At 65.5% G+C, this 18,319-nt stretch carries 19 protein-coding genes and 1 tRNA gene; 7 read left to right on the top strand and 13 right to left on the bottom strand.

What is annotated here, in order from left to right; genetic code table 11:
- Positions 1 to 91 precede the first annotated feature (91 nt).
- Entirely contained in the window at positions 92 to 877 is a 786-nt protein-coding gene (gene purC / locus C7W88_RS00920; RefSeq protein WP_039332937.1) for a phosphoribosylaminoimidazolesuccinocarboxamide synthase, read from the bottom strand.
- Positions 878 to 1,102: 225 nt separating this feature from the next.
- Between purC and C7W88_RS00915 the strand changes: the two genes are divergently transcribed.
- The 6 genes from C7W88_RS00915 (at position 1,103) to C7W88_RS00890 (ending at position 7,067) form a co-directional block, all read left to right on the top strand.
- On the top strand, positions 1,103 to 1,528 hold the full coding sequence (locus C7W88_RS00915) for a ketosteroid isomerase-related protein (protein ID WP_118072164.1): 426 nt from the start codon (positions 1,103 to 1,105) through the stop codon (positions 1,526 to 1,528).
- Positions 1,525 to 2,112 (top strand): GNAT family N-acetyltransferase, encoded by a 588-nt coding sequence (locus tag C7W88_RS00910; protein WP_118072163.1) that lies wholly within the window; start codon positions 1,525 to 1,527, stop codon positions 2,110 to 2,112. Before C7W88_RS00915 ends, C7W88_RS00910 begins: the two co-directional genes overlap by 4 nt.
- A gap of 100 nt (positions 2,113 to 2,212) precedes the next feature.
- Complete coding sequence (locus C7W88_RS00905) at positions 2,213 to 3,103, top strand: carbon-nitrogen hydrolase family protein (protein ID WP_240344752.1); 891 nt, start codon at positions 2,213 to 2,215, stop codon at positions 3,101 to 3,103.
- 292 nt (positions 3,104 to 3,395) lie between these two features.
- Positions 3,396 to 5,600, top strand: coding sequence for an alpha-ketoacid dehydrogenase subunit alpha/beta (locus C7W88_RS00900; protein ID WP_118072162.1), 2,205 nt, complete (start codon positions 3,396 to 3,398; stop codon positions 5,598 to 5,600).
- A complete protein-coding gene (locus C7W88_RS00895; protein WP_118072161.1) occupies positions 5,593 to 6,606 on the top strand; it encodes an ACP S-malonyltransferase in 1,014 nt (337 codons plus the stop codon). Before C7W88_RS00900 ends, C7W88_RS00895 begins: the two co-directional genes overlap by 8 nt.
- Positions 6,603 to 7,067, top strand: a complete 465-nt coding sequence (locus C7W88_RS00890) for a low molecular weight protein-tyrosine-phosphatase (protein ID WP_118072160.1) — start codon at positions 6,603 to 6,605, stop codon at positions 7,065 to 7,067. Before C7W88_RS00895 ends, C7W88_RS00890 begins: the two co-directional genes overlap by 4 nt.
- A gap of 3 nt (positions 7,068 to 7,070) precedes the next feature.
- Here C7W88_RS00890 and C7W88_RS23275 read toward each other — a convergent pair whose 3' ends face one another.
- From C7W88_RS23275 to infA, 12 genes are all read right to left on the bottom strand, one after another.
- Positions 7,071 to 7,649: a helix-turn-helix domain-containing protein gene (locus tag C7W88_RS23275; protein ID WP_240344751.1), complete on the bottom strand. Its 579-nt coding sequence runs from the start codon at positions 7,647 to 7,649 to the stop codon at positions 7,071 to 7,073.
- A 97-nt stretch (positions 7,650 to 7,746) separates the two neighbouring features.
- Positions 7,747 to 8,520, bottom strand: a complete 774-nt coding sequence (locus tag C7W88_RS00875; protein ID WP_118072157.1) for a DeoR/GlpR family DNA-binding transcription regulator — start codon at positions 8,518 to 8,520, stop codon at positions 7,747 to 7,749.
- A gap of 26 nt (positions 8,521 to 8,546) precedes the next feature.
- Positions 8,547 to 9,620, bottom strand: coding sequence for an L-rhamnose/proton symporter RhaT (rhaT, locus tag C7W88_RS00870; RefSeq protein WP_118072156.1), 1,074 nt, complete (start codon positions 9,618 to 9,620; stop codon positions 8,547 to 8,549).
- Between the two features lie 19 nt (positions 9,621 to 9,639).
- Positions 9,640 to 10,785 (bottom strand): FMN-dependent L-lactate dehydrogenase LldD, encoded by a 1,146-nt coding sequence (gene lldD, locus C7W88_RS00865; RefSeq protein ID WP_118072155.1) that lies wholly within the window; start codon positions 10,783 to 10,785, stop codon positions 9,640 to 9,642.
- Positions 10,782 to 12,221, bottom strand: coding sequence for an FGGY-family carbohydrate kinase (locus C7W88_RS00860; protein WP_240344750.1), 1,440 nt, complete (start codon positions 12,219 to 12,221; stop codon positions 10,782 to 10,784). The genes lldD and C7W88_RS00860 overlap by 4 nt, the downstream gene beginning before the upstream one ends.
- A 44-nt stretch (positions 12,222 to 12,265) precedes the next feature.
- Positions 12,266 to 12,526 (bottom strand): hypothetical protein, encoded by a 261-nt coding sequence (locus C7W88_RS23270; protein ID WP_240344749.1) that lies wholly within the window; start codon positions 12,524 to 12,526, stop codon positions 12,266 to 12,268.
- The gene (locus C7W88_RS00855; RefSeq protein ID WP_240344748.1) at positions 12,469 to 13,155 is read right to left on the bottom strand and encodes an NAD(P)H-binding protein; all 687 of its coding nucleotides are present in this window, start codon (positions 13,153 to 13,155) and stop codon (positions 12,469 to 12,471) included. Before C7W88_RS00855 ends, C7W88_RS23270 begins: the two co-directional genes overlap by 58 nt.
- Before the next feature lie 152 nt (positions 13,156 to 13,307).
- Positions 13,308 to 13,383 (bottom strand) — tRNA-Phe (locus C7W88_RS00850).
- A 109-nt stretch (positions 13,384 to 13,492) separates the two neighbouring features.
- Complete coding sequence (gene yacG / locus C7W88_RS00845) at positions 13,493 to 13,669, bottom strand: DNA gyrase inhibitor YacG (protein ID WP_118072153.1); 177 nt, start codon at positions 13,667 to 13,669, stop codon at positions 13,493 to 13,495.
- On the bottom strand, positions 13,666 to 14,658 hold the full coding sequence (locus tag C7W88_RS00840) for a ribonuclease E/G (protein ID WP_118072152.1): 993 nt from the start codon (positions 14,656 to 14,658) through the stop codon (positions 13,666 to 13,668). Before C7W88_RS00840 ends, yacG begins: the two co-directional genes overlap by 4 nt.
- On the bottom strand, positions 14,648 to 15,253 hold the full coding sequence (locus C7W88_RS00835; RefSeq protein WP_118072151.1) for a nucleoside triphosphate pyrophosphatase: 606 nt from the start codon (positions 15,251 to 15,253) through the stop codon (positions 14,648 to 14,650). Before C7W88_RS00835 ends, C7W88_RS00840 begins: the two co-directional genes overlap by 11 nt.
- On the bottom strand, positions 15,253 to 15,498 hold the full coding sequence (infA, locus tag C7W88_RS00830) for a translation initiation factor IF-1 (RefSeq protein WP_039338683.1): 246 nt from the start codon (positions 15,496 to 15,498) through the stop codon (positions 15,253 to 15,255). Before infA ends, C7W88_RS00835 begins: the two co-directional genes overlap by 1 nt.
- A gap of 344 nt (positions 15,499 to 15,842) precedes the next feature.
- On the opposite strand from infA, the gene C7W88_RS24550 reads away from it, so the two are divergent.
- Complete coding sequence (locus tag C7W88_RS24550; protein WP_370073159.1) at positions 15,843 to 18,245, top strand: TonB-dependent receptor domain-containing protein; 2,403 nt, start codon at positions 15,843 to 15,845, stop codon at positions 18,243 to 18,245.
- The last annotated feature ends 74 nt before the right edge of the window (positions 18,246 to 18,319 follow it).

The raw sequence follows: 18,319 nt of genomic DNA, 5'->3' as shown, positions 1-18,319 counted from the left end.
GGGGCCTAGGGCAAGCACTGCCCCTCCGTCAGCCGCTTTGCGGCTGACACCTCCCCATTTGCCCTGCGGGAAAACGGGGAGGATTTGTGGGTTACTTCTTGCCGCGCAGCTTGCGGTGGGCGCCCAAGTCGAAGACTTCGCTGGGGCCGCCGTCGTTTTCGAGCAGGCCGAGGCGGCGGGCGACTTCCTGGTAGGCTTCCTCTTCGCCGCCGAGGTCGCGGCGGAAGCGGTCCTTGTCGAGCTTTTCGCCGGTGGTCATGTCCCAGAGGCGGCAGCCGTCGGGGCTGATTTCGTCAGCGAGGATCACGCGGCTGTAATCGCCATCCCAGATGCGGCCGAATTCGAGCTTGAAATCGACGAGGCTGATGTTGATCGCCGCGAACATGCCGCAGAGGAAATCGTTCACGCGGATGGCCATCGAGGAGATGTCCTGCATTTCCTCGTTCGATGCCCAGCCGAAGCAGGCGATGTGTTCTTCGGCGATCATCGGATCGCCCAGCGCATCGTCCTTGTAATAGTATTCGATCAGGGTGTGCGGCAGCGGCTCACCCTCTTCGATGCCAAGGCGCTTGGAGATGGAGCCTGCGGCGATGTTGCGCACGACCACTTCGATCGGAATGATCTCTGCCTGGCGCACGAGCTGTTCGCGCATGTTGAGGCGGCGGATGAAGTGGGTTGGGATGCCGATGTGGGCGAGGCGCGTGAACACGTACTCGCTGATGCGGTTGTTGATCACGCCCTTGCCGTTGATCGTGCCGCGCTTCTGCGCGTTGAAGGCGGTGGCATCATCCTTGAAATACTGGATGATCGTGCCCGGTTCGGGGCCTTCATAAAGGATCTTGGCCTTGCCTTCGTAGATCTGGCGGCGACGGGACATGATGACGTCTTCCTGCACGGCGCCGGGCAGCGGCCCGGCCAGAATACAAAACCCCGGCATCGCGTTGGAGGCGAATCCATCGCAAGCGCCGGGGCGTTCTTGCCGCCCATAGGCCAACATGCGTCAAAGTGCAATTGGATGCGCCTGTGCAATGGAGCCTTGCAGGGCGGGGCGCTGGAATGGTGCGGCGGGGGGCGCTAGGCTGCGGGCAAAGGAGACCGACGCATGACCAGTCCTGCTGCCCGAACTGACGCGATTGCCCTGCTCGCCCGCTATTACGCCGCGTTCAATGCGGGGCACTGGGAGGGCATGCTGGAATGCCTGAGTGATGATGTGGCGCATGACATCAATCAGGGGGAGCGGGTTGTCGGCAAGGCGGCATTTGCGCAATTCCTGGGCCATATGGAGCGGTGCTACAAGGAGCGTCTGGAAGACATCGTGCTGATGGCCAGCGAGGACGGCACGCGGGCCGCGGCGGAGTTCGTGGTGCATGGGCAATACCTCGCGACCGACGAGGGCCTGCCAGAGGCAAACGGGCAGACTTACGTGCTGCCGGCGGGGGCATTTCTGGCGATCGAAGGCGGGAAGATCACTCGGCTGACGATGTACTACAACCTTGCCGACTGGACGAAGCAGGTGGTGGGAAGTTGAGCATCGCGGTCCGCCCTCTGACCGGAGCGGAGATTGCGGCGGCGCTTGATGATCTGGCGCAGCTGCGGATCACCGTCTTTGCGGCCTATCCTTACCTTTATGATGGCGATGCGACGTATGAGGCGGAATATCTGGCCGAATATGCGGCGGCGCCAGATGCCGTGCTGGTGGCGGCGCTCGACGGGGCGCGGATTGTCGGCGCGGCGACGGCCGCTCCGATGATGCACCAGAAGGCGGAGTTTCGGGCGCCGTTCGAGGCGCGCGGCATTGACACTTCGCGGCTATTTTATTTCGGCGAGAGCGTGCTGCTGCCGGACTATCGCGGGCACGGAATTGGCCACGCCTTCTTCGACCACCGCGAGGCACAGGCGGTGCGCTGCGGTGCCAATGCGGCGTGCTTTGCGGCAGTGGTGCGGGCTGACGACCATCCGGCCAAGCCGCAAGACTATTCGCCCCTCGATGCCTTCTGGGCGCGGCGCGGCTATGCCGTGGTTCCGGACCTGACCACCGAGCTTGCGTGGAAGGAGCATGGCGACGAGGCCGAGAAGGTGAACGTGATGCAGTACTGGATGCGGACGTGGTGAGGGGCTCTGGTTCGCCTTTAGGCGAATGCCCACCCCCAAACCCTCCCGCCTGCGGGAGGGGGGAAGGAAGAAGCGCCCCTCCCGCCTGCGGGAGGGGGGAATGATGCGGTTTGTTGTTGCTGCCGCGCAGTATCCGATTGACCGGCTGGAGGGCTGGGAGGCGTATGAGGCCAAGCTGACGCGGTGGGTGGAAGAGGCGGCAGCGGCGGGGGCTTCGTTGGCCGTGTTTCCCGAATATGGGGCGATGGAACTGGCGAGCCTTGATCCTGCGACGATGGGCGATCTGGCGGGGTCGATCGAGACGGTTTCGGCGCTGCTGCCGCGCGTCGATGCGCTTCATGGTGAGCTGGCGGCGCGGACGGGGATGCATGTTCTGGCTGCATCAGCGCCGCGCAAGGATGCGGACGGGCGCTTTCGCAATGCGGCGCGGCTGTTTGCGCCCAATGGCAAGGCCTCGGTTCAGGACAAGCTGGTGATGACGCGGTTCGAGCGGGAGCAGTGGGACATTGCGCCCGGAGCCGCGCTGCGGGTGTTCGATACGGCTCTAGGAAGCCTGGCCGTTTCGATCTGCTATGACAGCGAGTTTCCCCTGCTGGCGCGGGCCTGCGTTGAGGCAGGGGCCGAGGTGCTGCTGGTGCCTTCCTGCACGGACAGCCTGCACGGTTACTGGCGCGTGCGGATCGGGGCGCAAGGCCGCGCGCTGGAGGGGCAGTGCTTTGTGGTGCAATCGCCGACGGTGGGCGAGGCGGCGTGGTCTCCGGCGGTGGATGTGAACCGGGGCGCGGCTGCGGTCTATGGGCCTCCGGATCGGGGGATGCCGGAGGATGGCGTCTTGGCGATCGGGGTTGAAGGCGCGCCGCAGTGGGTTTTTGCCGAGGTGGATACGGCCTTGGTGGCTGAACTGCGCGCCGATGGGGCGTGCTCAATGCGCGGCATTGGGGCGAGCAGCCGGGGGCGGTGGCCTTGCCGCGGGTGGAGGTCGTGGATTTGAGGTAGATTGGTTCACGCAGAGACGCGGAGGAGAAGGGAGGCGCGGAGTTTTGCAGATTTGACTCACGCAAAGGCGCAAAGACGCGAAGATGTCGTGAGCGCCGCAGGCCTTGCTCCTCAACTGAAACCAAAGATCGGTGACTGAAGCGGCTTCGCGTGAGAAAAATCCTTGTTCTTTTCTCCGCGTCTCCCTTTCTTCTCCGCGTCTCTGCGTGAAACAGAATAAGACGGGGTTCCCATCCGGCACACGCTCCGGCTATGACCGGGTTTCGTTACGAGGGAAACCATCCGCAATGTCGCTTGATGCCGCCGAGCAGGTTCACCGGCAGTTCCTTGATGCGCTGGAAAACGGCACGGCGCGCAGGCGCTCGAACCTTGCGCTGAAGGATGTGGGGCTGGCGCCGGAGCGTGCGGCGGCGCTGTTCCGGTCGCAGGCGCTGTCTCGCCAGTTGGACCGGATGAGCCGCAAGCTGCAGGCGCGGGGCGAGGGGTTCTATACGATCGGCTCCTCGGGCCATGAGGGCAACGCGGTGCTGGCCGAAGTGCTGCGCGTGGATGACATGGCGTTCCTGCACTATCGCGATGCCGCATTCCAGATCCACCGCGCGCACCGCGTGCCCGGTGAGAACCCGGCGTGGGACATGCTGCTGAGCTTTGCTGCGAGCGCCGAGGACCCGATTTCGGGCGGGCGGCACAAGGTGCTGGGATCGAAGCGGCTGTTCATCCCGCCACAGACTTCGACCATCGCCAGTCATCTGCCCAAGGCGGTGGGGGCGGCGTTCTCCATCGGCATCGCGCGGCGTATGGGCTGGAGCGAGACGGTGCTGGCCAAGGACGGCGTGGTGCTGTGCAGCTTTGGCGATGCCAGCGCCAACCATTCGACGGCGCTGGGCGCGATCAACACGGCTTGCTGGGCGGCGTTTCAGGGCACACCGATGCCGATAGTTTTCCTGTGCGAGGACAACGGCATCGGCATTTCCACGCGCACGCCGCCGGGGTGGATCGAGGCGAATTTCTCTGGGCGCGCGGGATTGCACTACATCGCCTGCGATGGCTCCGATCTTGTCGACACGATGCGGGCGGCGCGGGAAGCGGAAGCGATGGCGCGGCGGCAGCGGAAGCCCGTGTTCCTGCACATGAAGACGGTGCGGCTCTATGGCCATGCCGGGAACGACGTGCAGCTGGCCTATCGCACCAAGGAGGAAGTGCGCGCCGAGGAGGAACGGGACCCGCTGCTGGCGAGCGCTGCGCTGCTGATCGAGGAAGGGGTGATGTCGGCGGCCGAAGTGCGCGGCGTCTACGACGAGATCGAGGCGACGCTCGAACGGCAGGTGGAACTCGCGATCCGGCGGCCCAAGCTGCCCGATGCCAAGGCGGTGATGGCGAGCATCGTGCCGCCGAGGCGCGAGGGCGTGGGGCGCCCTGTGGCCTCGGCGCAAGACCGTGCCACCCTGTTTGCCGATGATGCCGCGGCGATGGACAAGCCACAGCACATGGCCAAGCTGATCAGCTGGGCGATGGCTGACCTGCTGCTGCAGTATCCCAACGCCATCGTCTGCGGCGAGGACGTGGGGCCCAAGGGCGGGGTCTATGCCGCGACGCAGAAGCTGCATGCGCGGTTCGGGTCGGCGCGGGTGATCAATACCCTGCTGGACGAGCAGGCGATCCTGGGCCTGGCGATCGGGGCGGCGCACAACGGCTTGCTGCCGATGCCGGAGATCCAGTTCCTCGCCTATGTCCACAATGCCGAGGACCAGATCCGGGGCGAGGCGGCGACGCTGTCGTTCTTTTCGAACGGGCAGTATACCAACCCGATGGTCGTTCGCATCGCCGGGTTGCCCTACCAGAAGGGGTTCGGCGGGCACTTCCATAACGACAATTCGCTGGCCGTCTTCCGCGACATTCCGGGCGTTGTCCTGGCGGTGCCGTCCTCTGGCCGCGATGCCGTGGCAATGCTGCGCGAATGCGTGCGGCTGGCGCATGAGGAGAGCCGCGTGGTCGTGTTTGTCGAGCCGATTGCGCTCTACATGACGCGCGACTTGCATGAGCCAGGCGATGGGCTGTGGGCCAGCCTTTACCAGCCGCCCGGTGAGGGCGAGATTGCGTTTGGCGAGATCGGCGTTGCGGGCGAAGGCAGCGACCTTGCGATCGTGACGTATGGCAACGGGTTCTACCTTTCGCTGCAGGCGCAGAAGCTGCTGGCCGAGCAGGGCGTTGCGGTGCGGGTCATCGACTTGCGCTGGCTGGGGCCGGTGAATGACGATGCGGTGATCGAAGCGGTCGCGCCGTGCTCGCGGGTTCTGGTGGTGGACGAGTGCCGCATTACCGGTGGGCAGAACGAGGCGCTGATGGCGCTGCTGGCCGAACGTGCGCCGGGCAAGGCGATTGCGCGCATGGCGGCGACGGACAGCTTCATTCCGCTGGCTCGGGCTGCGACGCACACGCTGCCGAGCCGCGACGGGATCGTGGCCAAGGTGCTGGAGATGGTGCGTGGCTAAGGAGACGGTCCTTGTCGTCTGCCCGGGACGCGGGACATACAACGCGCCGGAACTGGGGTATCTGCGGCAGCAGCACGCCGAATCCGAATGGCTGGCGCGGTTCGATGCCATGCGGGCCGAGGCGGGGAAGGAGACCTTGTCGGCGCTGGATGGGGCGGCGAAGTTTACCGCAGCGCACCTGCGCGGCGACAATGCCGCGCCCTTGATCCATGCCTGCGCTTACCTCGATTTCCTCAGGATTGATCGGGAGCGGTTCGAGATCGTCGCGGTCACCGGCAATTCGATGGGTTGGTACACCGCGCTCGCCTGCGCCGGGGCGGTCTCGCCAAGCCATGGCTTTGCCATTGCCGATGGCATGGGGATCAATTCGCAGCGCCATGAGCCGGGCGGGCAGGCGGTGCTGGTACTGGCCGGGGAGGACTGGACGGTCGATCCCGCGCTGCTGGCCGAGGTGGAAGCGGCGATGGCGCGCAACGGGGTGCTGCCCTCGATCCGGCTGGGCGGGATGCTGGTTGTTGCGGGGCCGGTGGCGGCGCTCGATGCGTTCGAGAAGGACTTGCCGACGCTATCGCGCCCGCCAATGCGGCTTGCCGGGCATGGGCCGTTCCATACCCCACTGATGCAGCCGAGCAGCGCTTCGGCGCGGGCGCAGTTCCCGGTAGACTGGTTCGGCCAGCCGCAGGTTCCGCTGATCGATGGGCGCGGCAAGGTGTGGCGGCGGTTCGAGAGCAACCGTGATGAGCTGTGGGACTATACCTTCGGCCACCAGATCCTGCAGCCCTATGACTTTACCGCCGCGATGACCGTGGGCATCCGCGAATTCGCGCCTGACCGTGTGGTGCTGCTCGGACCCGGCGAGACGCTCGGCGGGGCGATCGGGCAGGTGCTGATTGCTCGAAAATGGATGGACATTGCGTCCCGAAGCATGTTCACTGCGCGGCAGGGAGAGGATCCGTTTCTGATTGGCCTGGGGCGACCCAGCCAGCGGAGTATCGTGATCCCGTGAGCCAACCTTCGATTTTGTTCGTCTGCCTTGGAAACATCTGCCGCTCGCCTCTCGCCGAGGCGGCCCTGCGCGCGCAATCCGTGGCGGCAGGCGTGGCGATGACCATCGATTCTGCCGGCATCGGGGACTGGCATGTCGGTCGCCCGCCCGATCCGCGTGCGCAGGAAACCGCGCGCCGGCACGGTCTCGATATCTCGAGCTATCGCGCCCGGCAGGTCACCACGGAAGACTTCACACGCTTCGGACACATCTTCGCGCTCGACCAGCAGAATTTGAAGGACCTGCGCCGGATCGAGCCATCGCGCCACATCGCCGAAGTCGCGCTTTTGATGGACCTCGTGCCGGGTCGCAAGGGCACCGCGGTGATCGATCCCTACTATGGCGACGAGGAAGATTTCGAGCAGGCCTGGGCCGACGTCAGCGCGGCGGCCGAGCGGCTGGTCAGGCGCTACCTGCGCTGAGATTCAAGTGCCGAGTGCAGCGGTGATGCGCGCTTCGGCAGCGGAAGCTTCTTCGATCAGCGCGCGCAGGGCCGACGCGGTATCCTGCATCAGGCGCGGAGAAACGGGCTTCTCACCGTTGACGAAGCGCCGAATCGCGCGTTCATCAATGCCCAGTCGCCGGCTGGCCGTTGTCGTCCCGCCGAGCACCTGGATGCAGTGGGCAAAATGCTCGCCCAGCTCGGTCTGCGTGAATGCTCCGCTCATTCTTTCTCCTTTGCCCGATTGAATTGGCGGGCGCCGCTGCTCTGCCCTATAGGCCCTGAAATGGACATTGAAACGGGCCTTGAAGCGGAACTCGAAACGGAATCCGGAGAAGCCGAAGCATCGCTGACCAGACCGCAACGCCGATTGCTGCGGCGGATCTACAATGGCCGTACGGTGCCGATCGTCGTTGATGAAAAGCCGTTCCTGACGTTCAGGGAAGCCAGCCGATACCTTCTCACCCTTGCGCCGGAAGAGCGTGAAGCGGCCTATCTGGAGATGCGAAAACAGGCGAAGTAACCTTGCTGCCTGTTCACCGAATTTCCCAAGTCCGCTCATGCTGAGCTTGTCGAAGCATCTGGCGTGGTGCTTGCGTCCTTCGACAGGCTCAGGACGAGCGGGGCTCGCGCGTGAGTAATGGGTCCTGACCCTAGGGTCAGACGACGACCAGCTTCACGCCCGCGTCCCGCAGGGCTGCGGCTGCTGCGGGCGCGATGCCGCTGTCGGTGATTACCGTGTCGATCTCGCCCAGCCCGCAAACGATGGTGCCGGACTGGCTGCGGAACTTGCTGCTGTCGACGAGCAGGATCACCTCCTCGGCCCGGTCGATCAAGCGGCGTTCGGCGGCGACCAGCACAGGATCGGCCTGCATCGCGCCTTGCGGCCCGATGGCGGCGGCGCCCATGAACAGGCGCGGGGCGTGGAAGCGGGGCATCGATTCTTCGCCGGCAGGGGCGAGGATGATGTTCTGTTCACGAAAGACGGCGCCCGAAGGCAGCAGGATGCGCGTGCCCTGCTGCGGGAGCAGGGCGTTGACGATGTGCAGCGAGTTGGTCAGCACCTGAAGCCCGAGACCGTCGAGATGCGGGCACATCTGCAGCGTGGTGGTGCCACCATCGATCATAACCCCTTCGCCCGGCTGGCACAGCGCCGCCGCTGCCTTGCCGATGGCCTGCTTTGGCCCCAGGTTCTGGGTGATGTTCTGGTCGAACGAGGTGCCGAGCAGGCGCGGGCCGCTCGCATCGTCGCCCTCTGGCAGCTTGGCGCCACCGTGGACTCGGATGATCTGCCCAGTCTCTTCCAGCCGTGTCAGGTCACGCCGGATCGTGGCGGGCGAGGCATCGAGCAGGACCTCGAGATCGCGGTAGCTGACAAAGCCCGTCGGCCGCAGCGCCTCGAAGATGCGTCTTTCCCGTTCTGCCGCGTGCATGCGCCTACCGTCCCCTTGGCCTGCGCTTATGCACTCGCCTGCAGCATGTTGCCAGCGCCGATCACGATGGTCGAGCCGACCAGCAGGCCGATGCCGGTCCACACCAGCGCGCGGGTGCGCGGGGAGGCGCCCTTCCATTCCTTGAGCGCGAACCCCCAGAGCGTGGAAAACAGGATGATCGAGGCCATGTGCAGGGTCCACGAGGAGAAGCCATATTCGCCCATCTGGCTCTCGCCCATGGTGTAGAAGAAGAACTGGCCGTACCACAGCGTGCCGCCGAGCGCCGCGAGCAGCCAGTTGGCGAGCAGGTTGGGGCGCTCGCCGGGTTGCGCTTCAGCCGAGGGCGCGCCGAAGAACTGGCCGAAGCTCTTGTTTCTGGCGATCAGATACGCGCACCACAGGGCATTCGTGGTGAGGCCGCCGGCAAGGACGACGCACAGCACGGGAAGGCCCTGGCGCAGCGGGTCGGTCCCGGCTGCCAGCGTGAGGTCGCGGATCGGCTGTCCGGCGGCAAGACCCCAGGCAAAGCAGCCGGACATCACGCCCGAGAAGGTCGCAATCAACAGCCCTTTGCGCAAGTTGAACTCGGCCACGCCTTCCGATGCCGCGCCGCCAAGATCGGCTTCCTTTGCGTTGCCCGCGCGGGCAACGACGATAATGCCCGCCAGCGTGATCACGATGCCGAGCAGGGTGAGCTTGCCGCTGGTGGTGGCTGCGATTGCGCCAAGGGTGCCGTCAAAGATCGGCGGTCCCATCGTGCCGATCACGGTCGTGAGCCCAAGCGCCACGGCCATGCCGAGCGAGAGGCCGAGGTAGCGCATGGTCAGGCCGAAGGTCAGCCCGCCGAAACCCCACATCGCCCCCCAGAACCAGCACCACAGCAGCGTTTCGCGCGGCGTGGCGGAGAGCACGCCGATGAGGTCGTTCGTCTGGATCGAGGCGAACAGCCACGGCGCGATGGCCCAAGAGAACAGGCCACCGGCCAACCAGAACACTTCCCATGACCACAGCCTGATGCGCTTGTACGGCACATAGAAGCTGGCCGAAGAGAAGCCTCCGATCCAGTGAAAGATTACACCCAGAAGCGGGTTCGCGCCCATCGGTTCCTGTCCCTTTTCGTTATGGTTTTACGAGTATCGAGCGGTCGATCTCGCTGATGTTTTTCACCCCGGTCAGCGTCATGGCGACGCGCATTTCGGCCTCGATCAGGCGGAGCATGTGTTCGACGCCCTGCTGCCCCTGCGCCGCCAGCGCAAAGACCCAGGCCCGGCCGAGCAGAACGCCCTTGGCGCCGAGCGCTAGCAGGCGCACCACATCGAGGCCCGAGCGCACGCCGCCATCGGCCAGCACGGTGATCCGGTCACCCACGGCCTCGGCAATGGCGGGCAGGGCGCGGGCGGTGGAGGGTACGCCATCGAGCTGGCGGCCGCCGTGGTTGGAGACGACGATGCCGTCCGCGCCAAGGTTGGCCGCTTCCACCGCGTCCTCGGCATCGAGCAGGCCCTTGATGACCAGCGGTCCGTTCCATTCGGAGCGGATGAAATCGAGGTCCTTCCACGAGATCGAGCTATCGAAGTTCTCGCGCATCCAGGCGAAGAAGTCCTCGATCCCGGTCTTGCCCTGAAGCTTGCGGATCACGTTGCCAAGACCGTGCGGGCGGCCCATCACGCCGACGTCCCACGCCCATGACGGCTTCATCGCGCCTTGCAGCGTGCGGCGGAGCGCGCCTTTCATGCCCGAGGCTCCGGCCAGCCCTGAGTGGTAATCGCGGTAGCGGCTGCCCGGCACCGGCATGTCGACGGTGAACACCAGCGTCGAGCAGTTCAGCTCGACCGCTTCCTGCAGCAATTCGCGCATGAAACCGCGGTCGCGGGTCATGTAGAGCTGGAACCAGAACGGCTTGCTCGCGGCCTTGGCGACTTCTGAGAGCGAGCAGGCAGAGACGGTCGAGAGCGTGAAGGGAACTCCCGCCGTCTCAGCCGCGCGCACGGCCTGGCATTCGCCGCGCCGCGCGTTCATCCCGGCAAGGCCGATCGGGGCGAGGGCGACGGGCAGCTTGAGCTTCTGGCCAAACAGTTCGGTCGAGAGGTCCAGCCCCGAAACGTCACGCAGCACGCGCTGGCGCAGGGCAATGTCGCGCAAGTCCTCGACATTCCGCCTGAGCGTCGTCTCGCTATAGGACCCGCCGTCGATGTATTCGAACAGGAAGTGCGGCAGGCGGCGGCGCGCCAGTTCGCGGAAGTCCGGTATGGAGGCGGCGATCATGCGGCGGTTCTCTTCGAAACGGCGTCGATTTCGGCGTGCCAGCGGTTGCGATAGGTGTCGAGGTCACCGTCCAGCGGTTCGACACGAACGAGTTCGCCGCGGGGCTTGAGCGAAGGATCGATCAGGCGGAGCGCGCCGAACGACACGTCGTTGTGCGCGTTGGCGGTATAGACGGCGGTGTCGGGGCGAAGGGCTGCAAGCGCGCGGACAAAGACTTCGGCCTCGGCAAAGCGCCCTTCGACCAGAAGTCGTTCCGTGGATCCGATCAGGTCCAGCGCGGTGTCCGTGACCAGCGCGGCATAGAGGCAGGCCGCCGCGCGGCGCTCGTACCAGTCTTCGGGGCGGTTGACCCAGTCGAACGTGCCTCGAGGATAGGGTCCGAAGCCGCGCATCAGTGTTGGCAGGACCATTCGCGGTGCGCGCAACACCTCTGGCACGGCGGCAAGCAACGCGGGCTGGTCGGGCTTGATATCGACACGGCGGGTGTCGATCTCGATCAGCGTCTCGATCTCGCGCCCGCCCATGAAACGGGCCGAGGGCACTGCGCGGCCATGGACGTCGACATTGACGAGGCAGTCGCGCGCTTCGGGAAGGTCGGCGGTGTTCACGGGTGTTGCCGGAAGCCGCATGCCGATGAACCAGGTGCCGGTGGACAGGACGGTCGCCTCGTTGTCGGCAATCTCGGCAAAGCCCCGGGCGGCGAGCAGGGCGGCGTTGGAATCGTGCAGGCCTGCCAGCACGCGCACGTTCTGAGAAAGGCCGGTCTGCGCGGCGATCTCCGGGCGCAAGTTGCCAACGGTATCCCCGGCGCGGACCAGCGGCGCGAATCGCTCTGCCCAGCCGAGGCGCTTTGCCATGGGCGAGAAATCGGCCTCCTGCGGGCACCACAAGTCCGAATGGCAACCAAGGCTGGTCACCTCGCTGGCAGCATTGCCGGTGAGGAACCAGGCCCAGTATTGTGCCCAAGGCAGGAGCGTGGCGCGGGCCATGGCTTCAGGGGCAAGACGCTCCATCCACCACAGCTGGCTGCCGAAATTGAGCCCGTCGGGCAGGGCGGGGGAGCCAGTCACGGCAAAGGGGTCGCGCTGCGCGCGGTACTCGGCCAGCATTGTCGCCGGGATCGGCTGCTCGTAATCGAACGGCGGGAATGCCATTGCCTCGTCGACCAGCGCCACCACGCCTGCGCCGTGGCCGACCGGCACGATCGTCTCCACCGGCGCATGGGCATAGCTGGCCAGCGTCTCGATCAGCCACTTGCCCGTTGCGGGGGCATCGAGGCGGCGGATACCGTCGACTTCCAGCGGCACGTTGGGGCGCACCTGACGGTCGAGCATCGTCCCGCCTGCGTCCCACAGGCTGACCTTGCTCAGCGTCTTGCCGAGATCGATGACGATGGTTGCGCCTGACGGCACTGCGCTCTCCCGCAGAATTTTCAATAAACGATCAATAGCAATCAAATATGATCGTTTCCAGCGGAAACTCAAAAGACCGCGTGATCGCCGCGATCGACGCTGGCGCGGCCGTCCAGCACGGCGCGGTAATGGTCAAACAGGGTATCGCTGCCGGTCGAAGGTGTCGCCTCGGCATCGTATCGGCCAGTTGCCGGATCGAGCACAAGCATCGATTCGCTGGCATAGTATCGCCCGATCCGGGCCAGTTCCGCTTTGGCGGCTAGGCCCGGGATCACCTTGCCAGCCAGCCCGAGCATCCCGGCAATCGCGCCCAGAAACCCCAGCGGCACCGACCGGAAGCGGGGCTCCTGACCCAGCATTGCGAACAATGCTTCCCCTGCGCGCGCGGGGTGAGAGCAGGGCCGGGGCCGCCGATCGGCAGCACGCGGTTCCAGCGGTCCTCATGATCGAGGCAGTCGGCAATGTAGGCGGCAAGATCGCCATCGCTGATCGGCTTGCACGCAGTCAATTCGCCATTCCCGAAGACGAGGAACGGCTTGCCGGCCCTGACCCTCTCGATCTGTCCGGACAGTGATTTGAAGAACGCGGTCGGGCGGACGATCGAATAGCGCAGACCGGATGATGCAAGCGCAGCTTCGAACGCCAGCTTGGCATGCTGGAACGCCAGCAGCGGCCTTTGCACGCAGATCGCGGAAAGCAGCACGAATTGCCCGATGCCTGCTTCCCGGGCGGCGCCGAGCAGATTGAGGTTGGACCGGTGGTCGATCGCCCAGGCATCGTCGGGCACCCCAGTGCGCGAAGCCACACACGAGATGACCGCATCAAACCGGCCCTCGGCGAAAATTCGCCCCAACGCTTTCGTATCGGCAAGGTCGGCGAGAGCGACTTGCGCAATTGCCGCCAGACCATCGTCCGGCCGCCGCGACAGGCAAGTGACCACATGCCCGCGCTTAACCATTTCGCGAACCACCGCGCGCCCGATCGTCCCCGTCCCCCGGCCACGCAGACCCGCATCGCTTCCTCCCCCGCCTGTCAACAAGCAGACGTCAGGCGGGAACAGTCAAGCAGATCGCAAGGGCGATCAAGTGATGATGTGGAGACCAGTGAAAATGGTGCCCGGGGACGGATTCGAACCGCCGACACGCGGATTTTCAATCCGCTGCTCTACCAACTGAGCTACCCGGGCATCGTCCTTTGCCGCGTCCTTCGGAAGGACCTGCAGGCGATGGGAAGCGCGCCTATGGCGAAGCGGCGCGGGCTTGGCAAGCCCCATCGCGCGAAAATTTTGGAGTGGGCTAGTCTTCCGGATCCTCGTCGGCCGGTCGGCCCGGGATAGCGTATCCGCCATCCAGCCACTGCACCAGATCGCGGTCCTTGCAGCGCGTGGAGCAGAACGGACTATGGGCTTCGCTGCGGGGCTTGCCACAGATCGGACAGCGCTTCTGGGTGGGCCGGGCGGCAGGCGTATTCATAGCGGCACGCCTTGGGCAAATCCGCCGGAAAGGGCAAGGGCCGGGTCTTCCTTGCGGCGGATCGTGCGGCCGGTCCGACTGGCCAGTTCCGTCTCCCATGCGAGGAGAATCGCGGCAAGCACGCGCGGATGGGCGGTCAGCAACAGTGCGCCGGGCTCGCTGACGCGCTCGGCGTTGCGCAGAAGTGCACGGGCAGCGGCAGCGACCGGAAAGCGCGTGTATCGCGCCACGAGCGAGGCGCGTTCAAGCCGCGACACCAGATGCACGAAACCGAAGCCGTTCATCGCGGTGCGCTCGCCCTGCCAGTCGATCAGCGCATCGCCGAGCGCCTTGTCGACGTGTTGGCGGTCCTTCTTTTCGTGCAGCGTCGGGAAATCGATGCCGACCGATCCGCCGATATCAAGCCGGTGCAGCGCATCGGCTATGACATCGACCGCGGACAGCGCGAGCTTCAGCGGCGGAAGCGTGCCATCGATATCGATAAGTGTCATTGCCGGGGTCGGGCTGACGATGATCGAGCCGCCCGCGAATGCGATCTCGCCCGTGACGGCCTGTTCAGCGAGTTCGTCCCAGCCATTGTCGGCAAAGGCACGGCCCGTGATGGCGACCGATTTGACCGAAGCGCCGGTCGCTTCGAGTTCTTCGCGCAAGCTTGGTGCTGGGCGAGGATCCTCGCCGGGGGCGGGGCGGACGACAGGGAGTTTGGTCCGGCCGCGTTCGGCGATGGCGGCGCGGGTTACGCGCACGGTCAGGCTCACGCCTTCGGTAGCCTCGCGGGGGAGTTGGTCGACCAGCGCTTCCGCGCCATCATCGAAGCGCACGACCCCGCGCCTGCTGCCGGCGTGGCGGGTGACGAGGCGGGCCTGCGCGACCAGACCGGGGCGCACCTTCTCTCCCCAGCAGACTCGGGCAGAAAGAATGCGGCCGCCCGAGACCAGGATCGCGCGTTCTTCGCCGATCCCTGCTTCATGGAGCCAATCAGCGGACATCGATGCCTGCGGCCCGCAGAAGCCTGCGGGTTTCGAAAAGGGGAAGGCCGATCACGCCGGAATGACTGCCCGACAGCCAGTCGCAAAAGCCTTCGGCGCTGCCCTGTATGGCGTAGCCTCCGGCCTTGCCGTGCCATTCGCCACCGGCGATGTAGCTTTCCACTTCCTCATCGGAGAGGCGCTTGAACCGAACGATGGTCTCGGACAGGGCCTCGCGCAGTTTGCCGTCCGGGGTGACCAGCGCAATGGCGGAAAATACGCGGTGACGGCGGCCTGACAGCAGGGCCAGGCAGTGGCGTGCCGTGGCCTCGTCTTCCGCCTTGGGCAGGATGCGTGCTCCCGCACCAACGACAGTATCGCCCGCGAGGATCACGCTGCCGGGCGCAAGAACGGCAGCAGCGCGAGCCTTTTCTGCAGCAAGGCGCGACGCATGGGCGCGGGGACGCTCACCCTTCTGCGGCGTCTCGTCGATGTCGGTGGCGAGGACGCGCGAGGGCGTGACGCCGATGCGCCGCAGCAGTTCAAGCCGGCGCGGGCTGGCCGATGCCAGAACCAGTTGGTGAGGTGATGACGCGGGCGAAAGCTCGCCCGTCATCAAAAGCCGCCGGGACCGCCGCGACCGGGCATGAAGCGGTAGGTAATGCGACCCTTGGTGAGGTCGTAAGGGGTGAGTTCGACCAGCACTTCGTCGCCCACCAGCACGCGGATGCGGTTCTTGCGCATCTTGCCGGCGGTGTGGCCGAGGATTTCGTGGTCGTTTTCGAGGCGGACGCGGAACATTGCGTTGGGCAGGAGTTCCACCACCTGTCCGCGCATTTCGAGGAGTTCTTCTTTCGCCATCGGCGGGCTCGGATGCCTTTGTATAGAGGTATGCAAAAGGAACGCGCAGGTCATCGAAAATGATCCACGCGCAGAGGAATTGGGCGGCCCATAGCCTTGCCGGGCGAAAAAGGGAAGAGGCGCGCGGGCAGTGACCAGCTTTGGTTCAGGTTTCGCTGCCGATGTAACCATGCATGCTGCAGTGCGACAAACTGATACCAAATGCGCATAGCCACTGCGGGACCGTCTCGGCAGGTGTGACGTTGAAGAGCCGACGCTTGCCCGGCAACCTCTGAGTTCAAGGATTTCCAGACGTGAGATTTTCCGCCGCGCCCTCGCTGGCTGCCATTGCCTGTTGCCTCCTGGTGGCCAATCCCGCCGTGGCGCAGGACGTGATCGCCGGAACCGACGATCCTGTGCAGGACGCGCTGCAGGATCTTGAAGGCAACCCGATTACAGCCGAGGACGACCAGATTCTCGTCGTCGCCACCCGCATCAAGGGCCAGGTCGATACCGCCCAGCCGCCGATTGCAGTGCTCGACGAAAACGCGATCGCTTCCTACGGGGCCGGCTCGCTGCAAGAACTCCTTGCCGCGCTTTCGCCGCAGACATCATCAGGGCGTGGCCGGGGCGGCGGGATGCCGGTGGTGCTGCTGAACGGCATGCGCATTTCGGGCTTTCGCGAGATGCGCGGCCTGCCGCCCGAAGCCATCCGCCGAGTGGAGGTGCTGCCCGAGGAAGTCGCGCTCAAGTATGGCTACCGGCCCGACCAGCGCGTGGTGAACTTCATCCTCAAGGACAACTTCAGCAGCTTCGGCAGCGACAGCGAGCTGCGCCTGCCGAGTGGCGGAGGCTTTACCGAGTGGGAGCAGGAATTCACTTTGACGCAGATTACCGGCGGCAACCGCATCAATGTCACGGGGAAGCTCGAGGATGCAAGCCCGCTGACCGAGGCGGAGCGCGGGATCGTCCAGCCCGGCACTTCGGCGACGCGCGTCGCGGGGGACCCGGATCCTGCCGCATACCGGACGCTGATTGCGGATTCGAAGTCTGCGCAATTGAACGCGACGCTGGCCCGCGCGCTTGGCGGCGGGGCGGGGCTCAGCGTCAACCTGCTCGCCCAGCGTGACGACTCGCGCTCGCTCAACGGCCTCAATGGGGTGACGCTGACAGATGCGAGCGGCAGCTTCTCGCGCTTCACACTCGATCCGCAGCCGCTGACGACGCGGCGTCGCACCACGACGCTGCAGGCGAGCGCGGCGCTGAACAAGCCGCTGGGGAACTGGAACCTGGCCGTTACCGCAGATGGCGGGCACGTCGAGACGAAAAGCACGATCGACCGCCGGGCAGACCTCTCAGGCCTGCAAGCGCTGGTCACTTCGGGCGCGCTGGCCGCTTCGGGCGCCTTGCCGTCGGCAGCGATCATTCCCGGTGCGGCTGACCGTGCGCTGTCAAAGACGGACTCGCTTACCAGTCTCGCTACGCTGTCAGGCCGTCCGCTGCGCTTGCCGGGCGGTGAAGTGGCGCTGACCGTCAAGGCCGGGTTCGATTATTCTGGCATCGAAAGCAGCGATACCCGCACCAGCACGGGGCAGCTCAATCTCAAGCGTGGCGATGCGCAAGCGGGCTTCAGCATCGATCTGCCGATTACCAGCCGCAGGGAAGGCTTCGGTGCCGGCGTGGGCGACCTCTCGCTCAACGCCAATGCCGAAGTGCACCGCCTTTCGGACTTCGGCACGCTTTATAATTGGGGCGGCGGGCTGACCTACAGCCCCACCGAAAAGCTGACCCTGCAGGCGAGCTATGTTGCCGCGGACAAGGCGCCGACACTGACCGAACTGGGCGGTCCGTCGATCCTGACCGAGAACGTCTCGATCTATGACTTTTCGCGCGGCGAGACGGTGCTGGCGCGGGTGATCTCGGGCGGCAATCCCAACCTCGTGAAGGAACGCCAGCGCGACTGGAAGTTCGGTCTCAACTGGACGCTGCCGTTCCTGAAGGATTCGACTTTCGTCGCTGAATACTTCCGCAACCGCTCGACCAATACCACCAACAGTTTCCCGCTGCTGACATCCGAAGTCGAAGCGGCGTTTCCGGGGCGCGTCATTCGCGATGCCTCGGGGCGGATCGTGTCGGTTGACCAGAGCCCGGTTACCTTCGCCGAAGAGAAGGGCTCGCGCCTGCGCTACGGCATCAATCTCTCCGGCAATTTCGGCAAGCCTGACCCCAACATGCAGCGTGGCCCCTTCGGTGCCGCGCGCGGTGGTGGCGGAGGCGGCGGTCCTCGCGCCGGAGCTGGTGGTCCTCCGGCGGGCGGTCCTCCTCCCGGCGCAGGCCCGCGCATGGGCGGCGGCGGCGGACGCGGCGGGTTCAACTCCGACGGCCGGGGCGGTGGAACCTCTCCGTGTTCCATACCGTGCGTTTCCAGCAATCCGTGCAGATCGCACCCGGTGGCACCGTGCTCAACCTTCTGGATGGTGAGGCCATCAGCGGGAGCGTGGCGCGCCATTCGCTCGAGATGGAAGGCGGCGGGTTCTACCGCGGGTTCGGCTTGCGGTTCAGTGGAAACTACACGGGCGGCTCGCGCATCGATGCCAGCGGACTTCCGGGCTCGACCACGCTGCGCTTTGATCCGATCGCGACGTTCAACCTGCGCCTCTTCGCTGATCTTGGGCGCAAGGAAAAGCTGGTCGAGAAGGTGCCCTTCCTCAAAGGGTCACGCCTCTCGCTCTCGGTCGACAACGTGTTCAACGCCCAGCAGCGCGTGACCGACGACACCGGCAGCGTCCCGCTGCGCTATCAGCCCGGTTACCTCGATCCGCGCGGGCGGGTATTCGAGATC

Source organism: Novosphingobium sp. THN1 (genome assembly GCF_003454795.1).
Lineage (GTDB): Bacteria > Pseudomonadota > Alphaproteobacteria > Sphingomonadales > Sphingomonadaceae > Novosphingobium.
The sequence above is the reverse complement of the archived record's forward strand: the minus strand, read 5'-3'. Positions and strand labels throughout refer to the sequence as shown.

Bases quoted from the DNA above. Each gene is read 5' to 3' on its own strand.
- C7W88_RS00875 (WP_118072157.1), bottom strand. From the start codon at position 8,520: ATGCACGCGGCAGAACGGGAAAGACGCATCTTCGAGGCGCTGCGGCCG.
- rhaT (WP_118072156.1), bottom strand. From the start codon at position 9,620: ATGGGCGCGAACCCGCTTCTGGGTGTAATCTTTCACTGGATCGGAGGC.
- C7W88_RS00835 (WP_118072151.1), bottom strand. From the start codon at position 15,253: ATGACGGGCGAGCTTTCGCCCGCGTCATCACCTCACCAACTGGTTCTG.
- C7W88_RS00900 (WP_118072162.1), top strand. From the start codon at position 3,396: ATGTCGCTTGATGCCGCCGAGCAGGTTCACCGGCAGTTCCTTGATGCG.
- C7W88_RS00915 (WP_118072164.1), top strand. From the start codon at position 1,103: ATGACCAGTCCTGCTGCCCGAACTGACGCGATTGCCCTGCTCGCCCGC.
- C7W88_RS00905 (WP_240344752.1), top strand. From the start codon at position 2,213: ATGATGCGGTTTGTTGTTGCTGCCGCGCAGTATCCGATTGACCGGCTG.
- lldD (WP_118072155.1), bottom strand. From the start codon at position 10,785: ATGATCGCCGCCTCCATACCGGACTTCCGCGAACTGGCGCGCCGCCGC.
- yacG (WP_118072153.1), bottom strand. From the start codon at position 13,669: ATGAATACGCCTGCCGCCCGGCCCACCCAGAAGCGCTGTCCGATCTGT.
- C7W88_RS00840 (WP_118072152.1), bottom strand. From the start codon at position 14,658: ATGTCCGCTGATTGGCTCCATGAAGCAGGGATCGGCGAAGAACGCGCG.
- infA (WP_039338683.1), bottom strand. From the start codon at position 15,498: ATGGCGAAAGAAGAACTCCTCGAAATGCGCGGACAGGTGGTGGAACTC.
- purC (WP_039332937.1), bottom strand. From the start codon at position 877: ATGTCCCGTCGCCGCCAGATCTACGAAGGCAAGGCCAAGATCCTTTAT.
- C7W88_RS23275 (WP_240344751.1), bottom strand. From the start codon at position 7,649: ATGAGCGGACTTGGGAAATTCGGTGAACAGGCAGCAAGGTTACTTCGC.
- C7W88_RS00855 (WP_240344748.1), bottom strand. From the start codon at position 13,155: ATGGTTAAGCGCGGGCATGTGGTCACTTGCCTGTCGCGGCGGCCGGAC.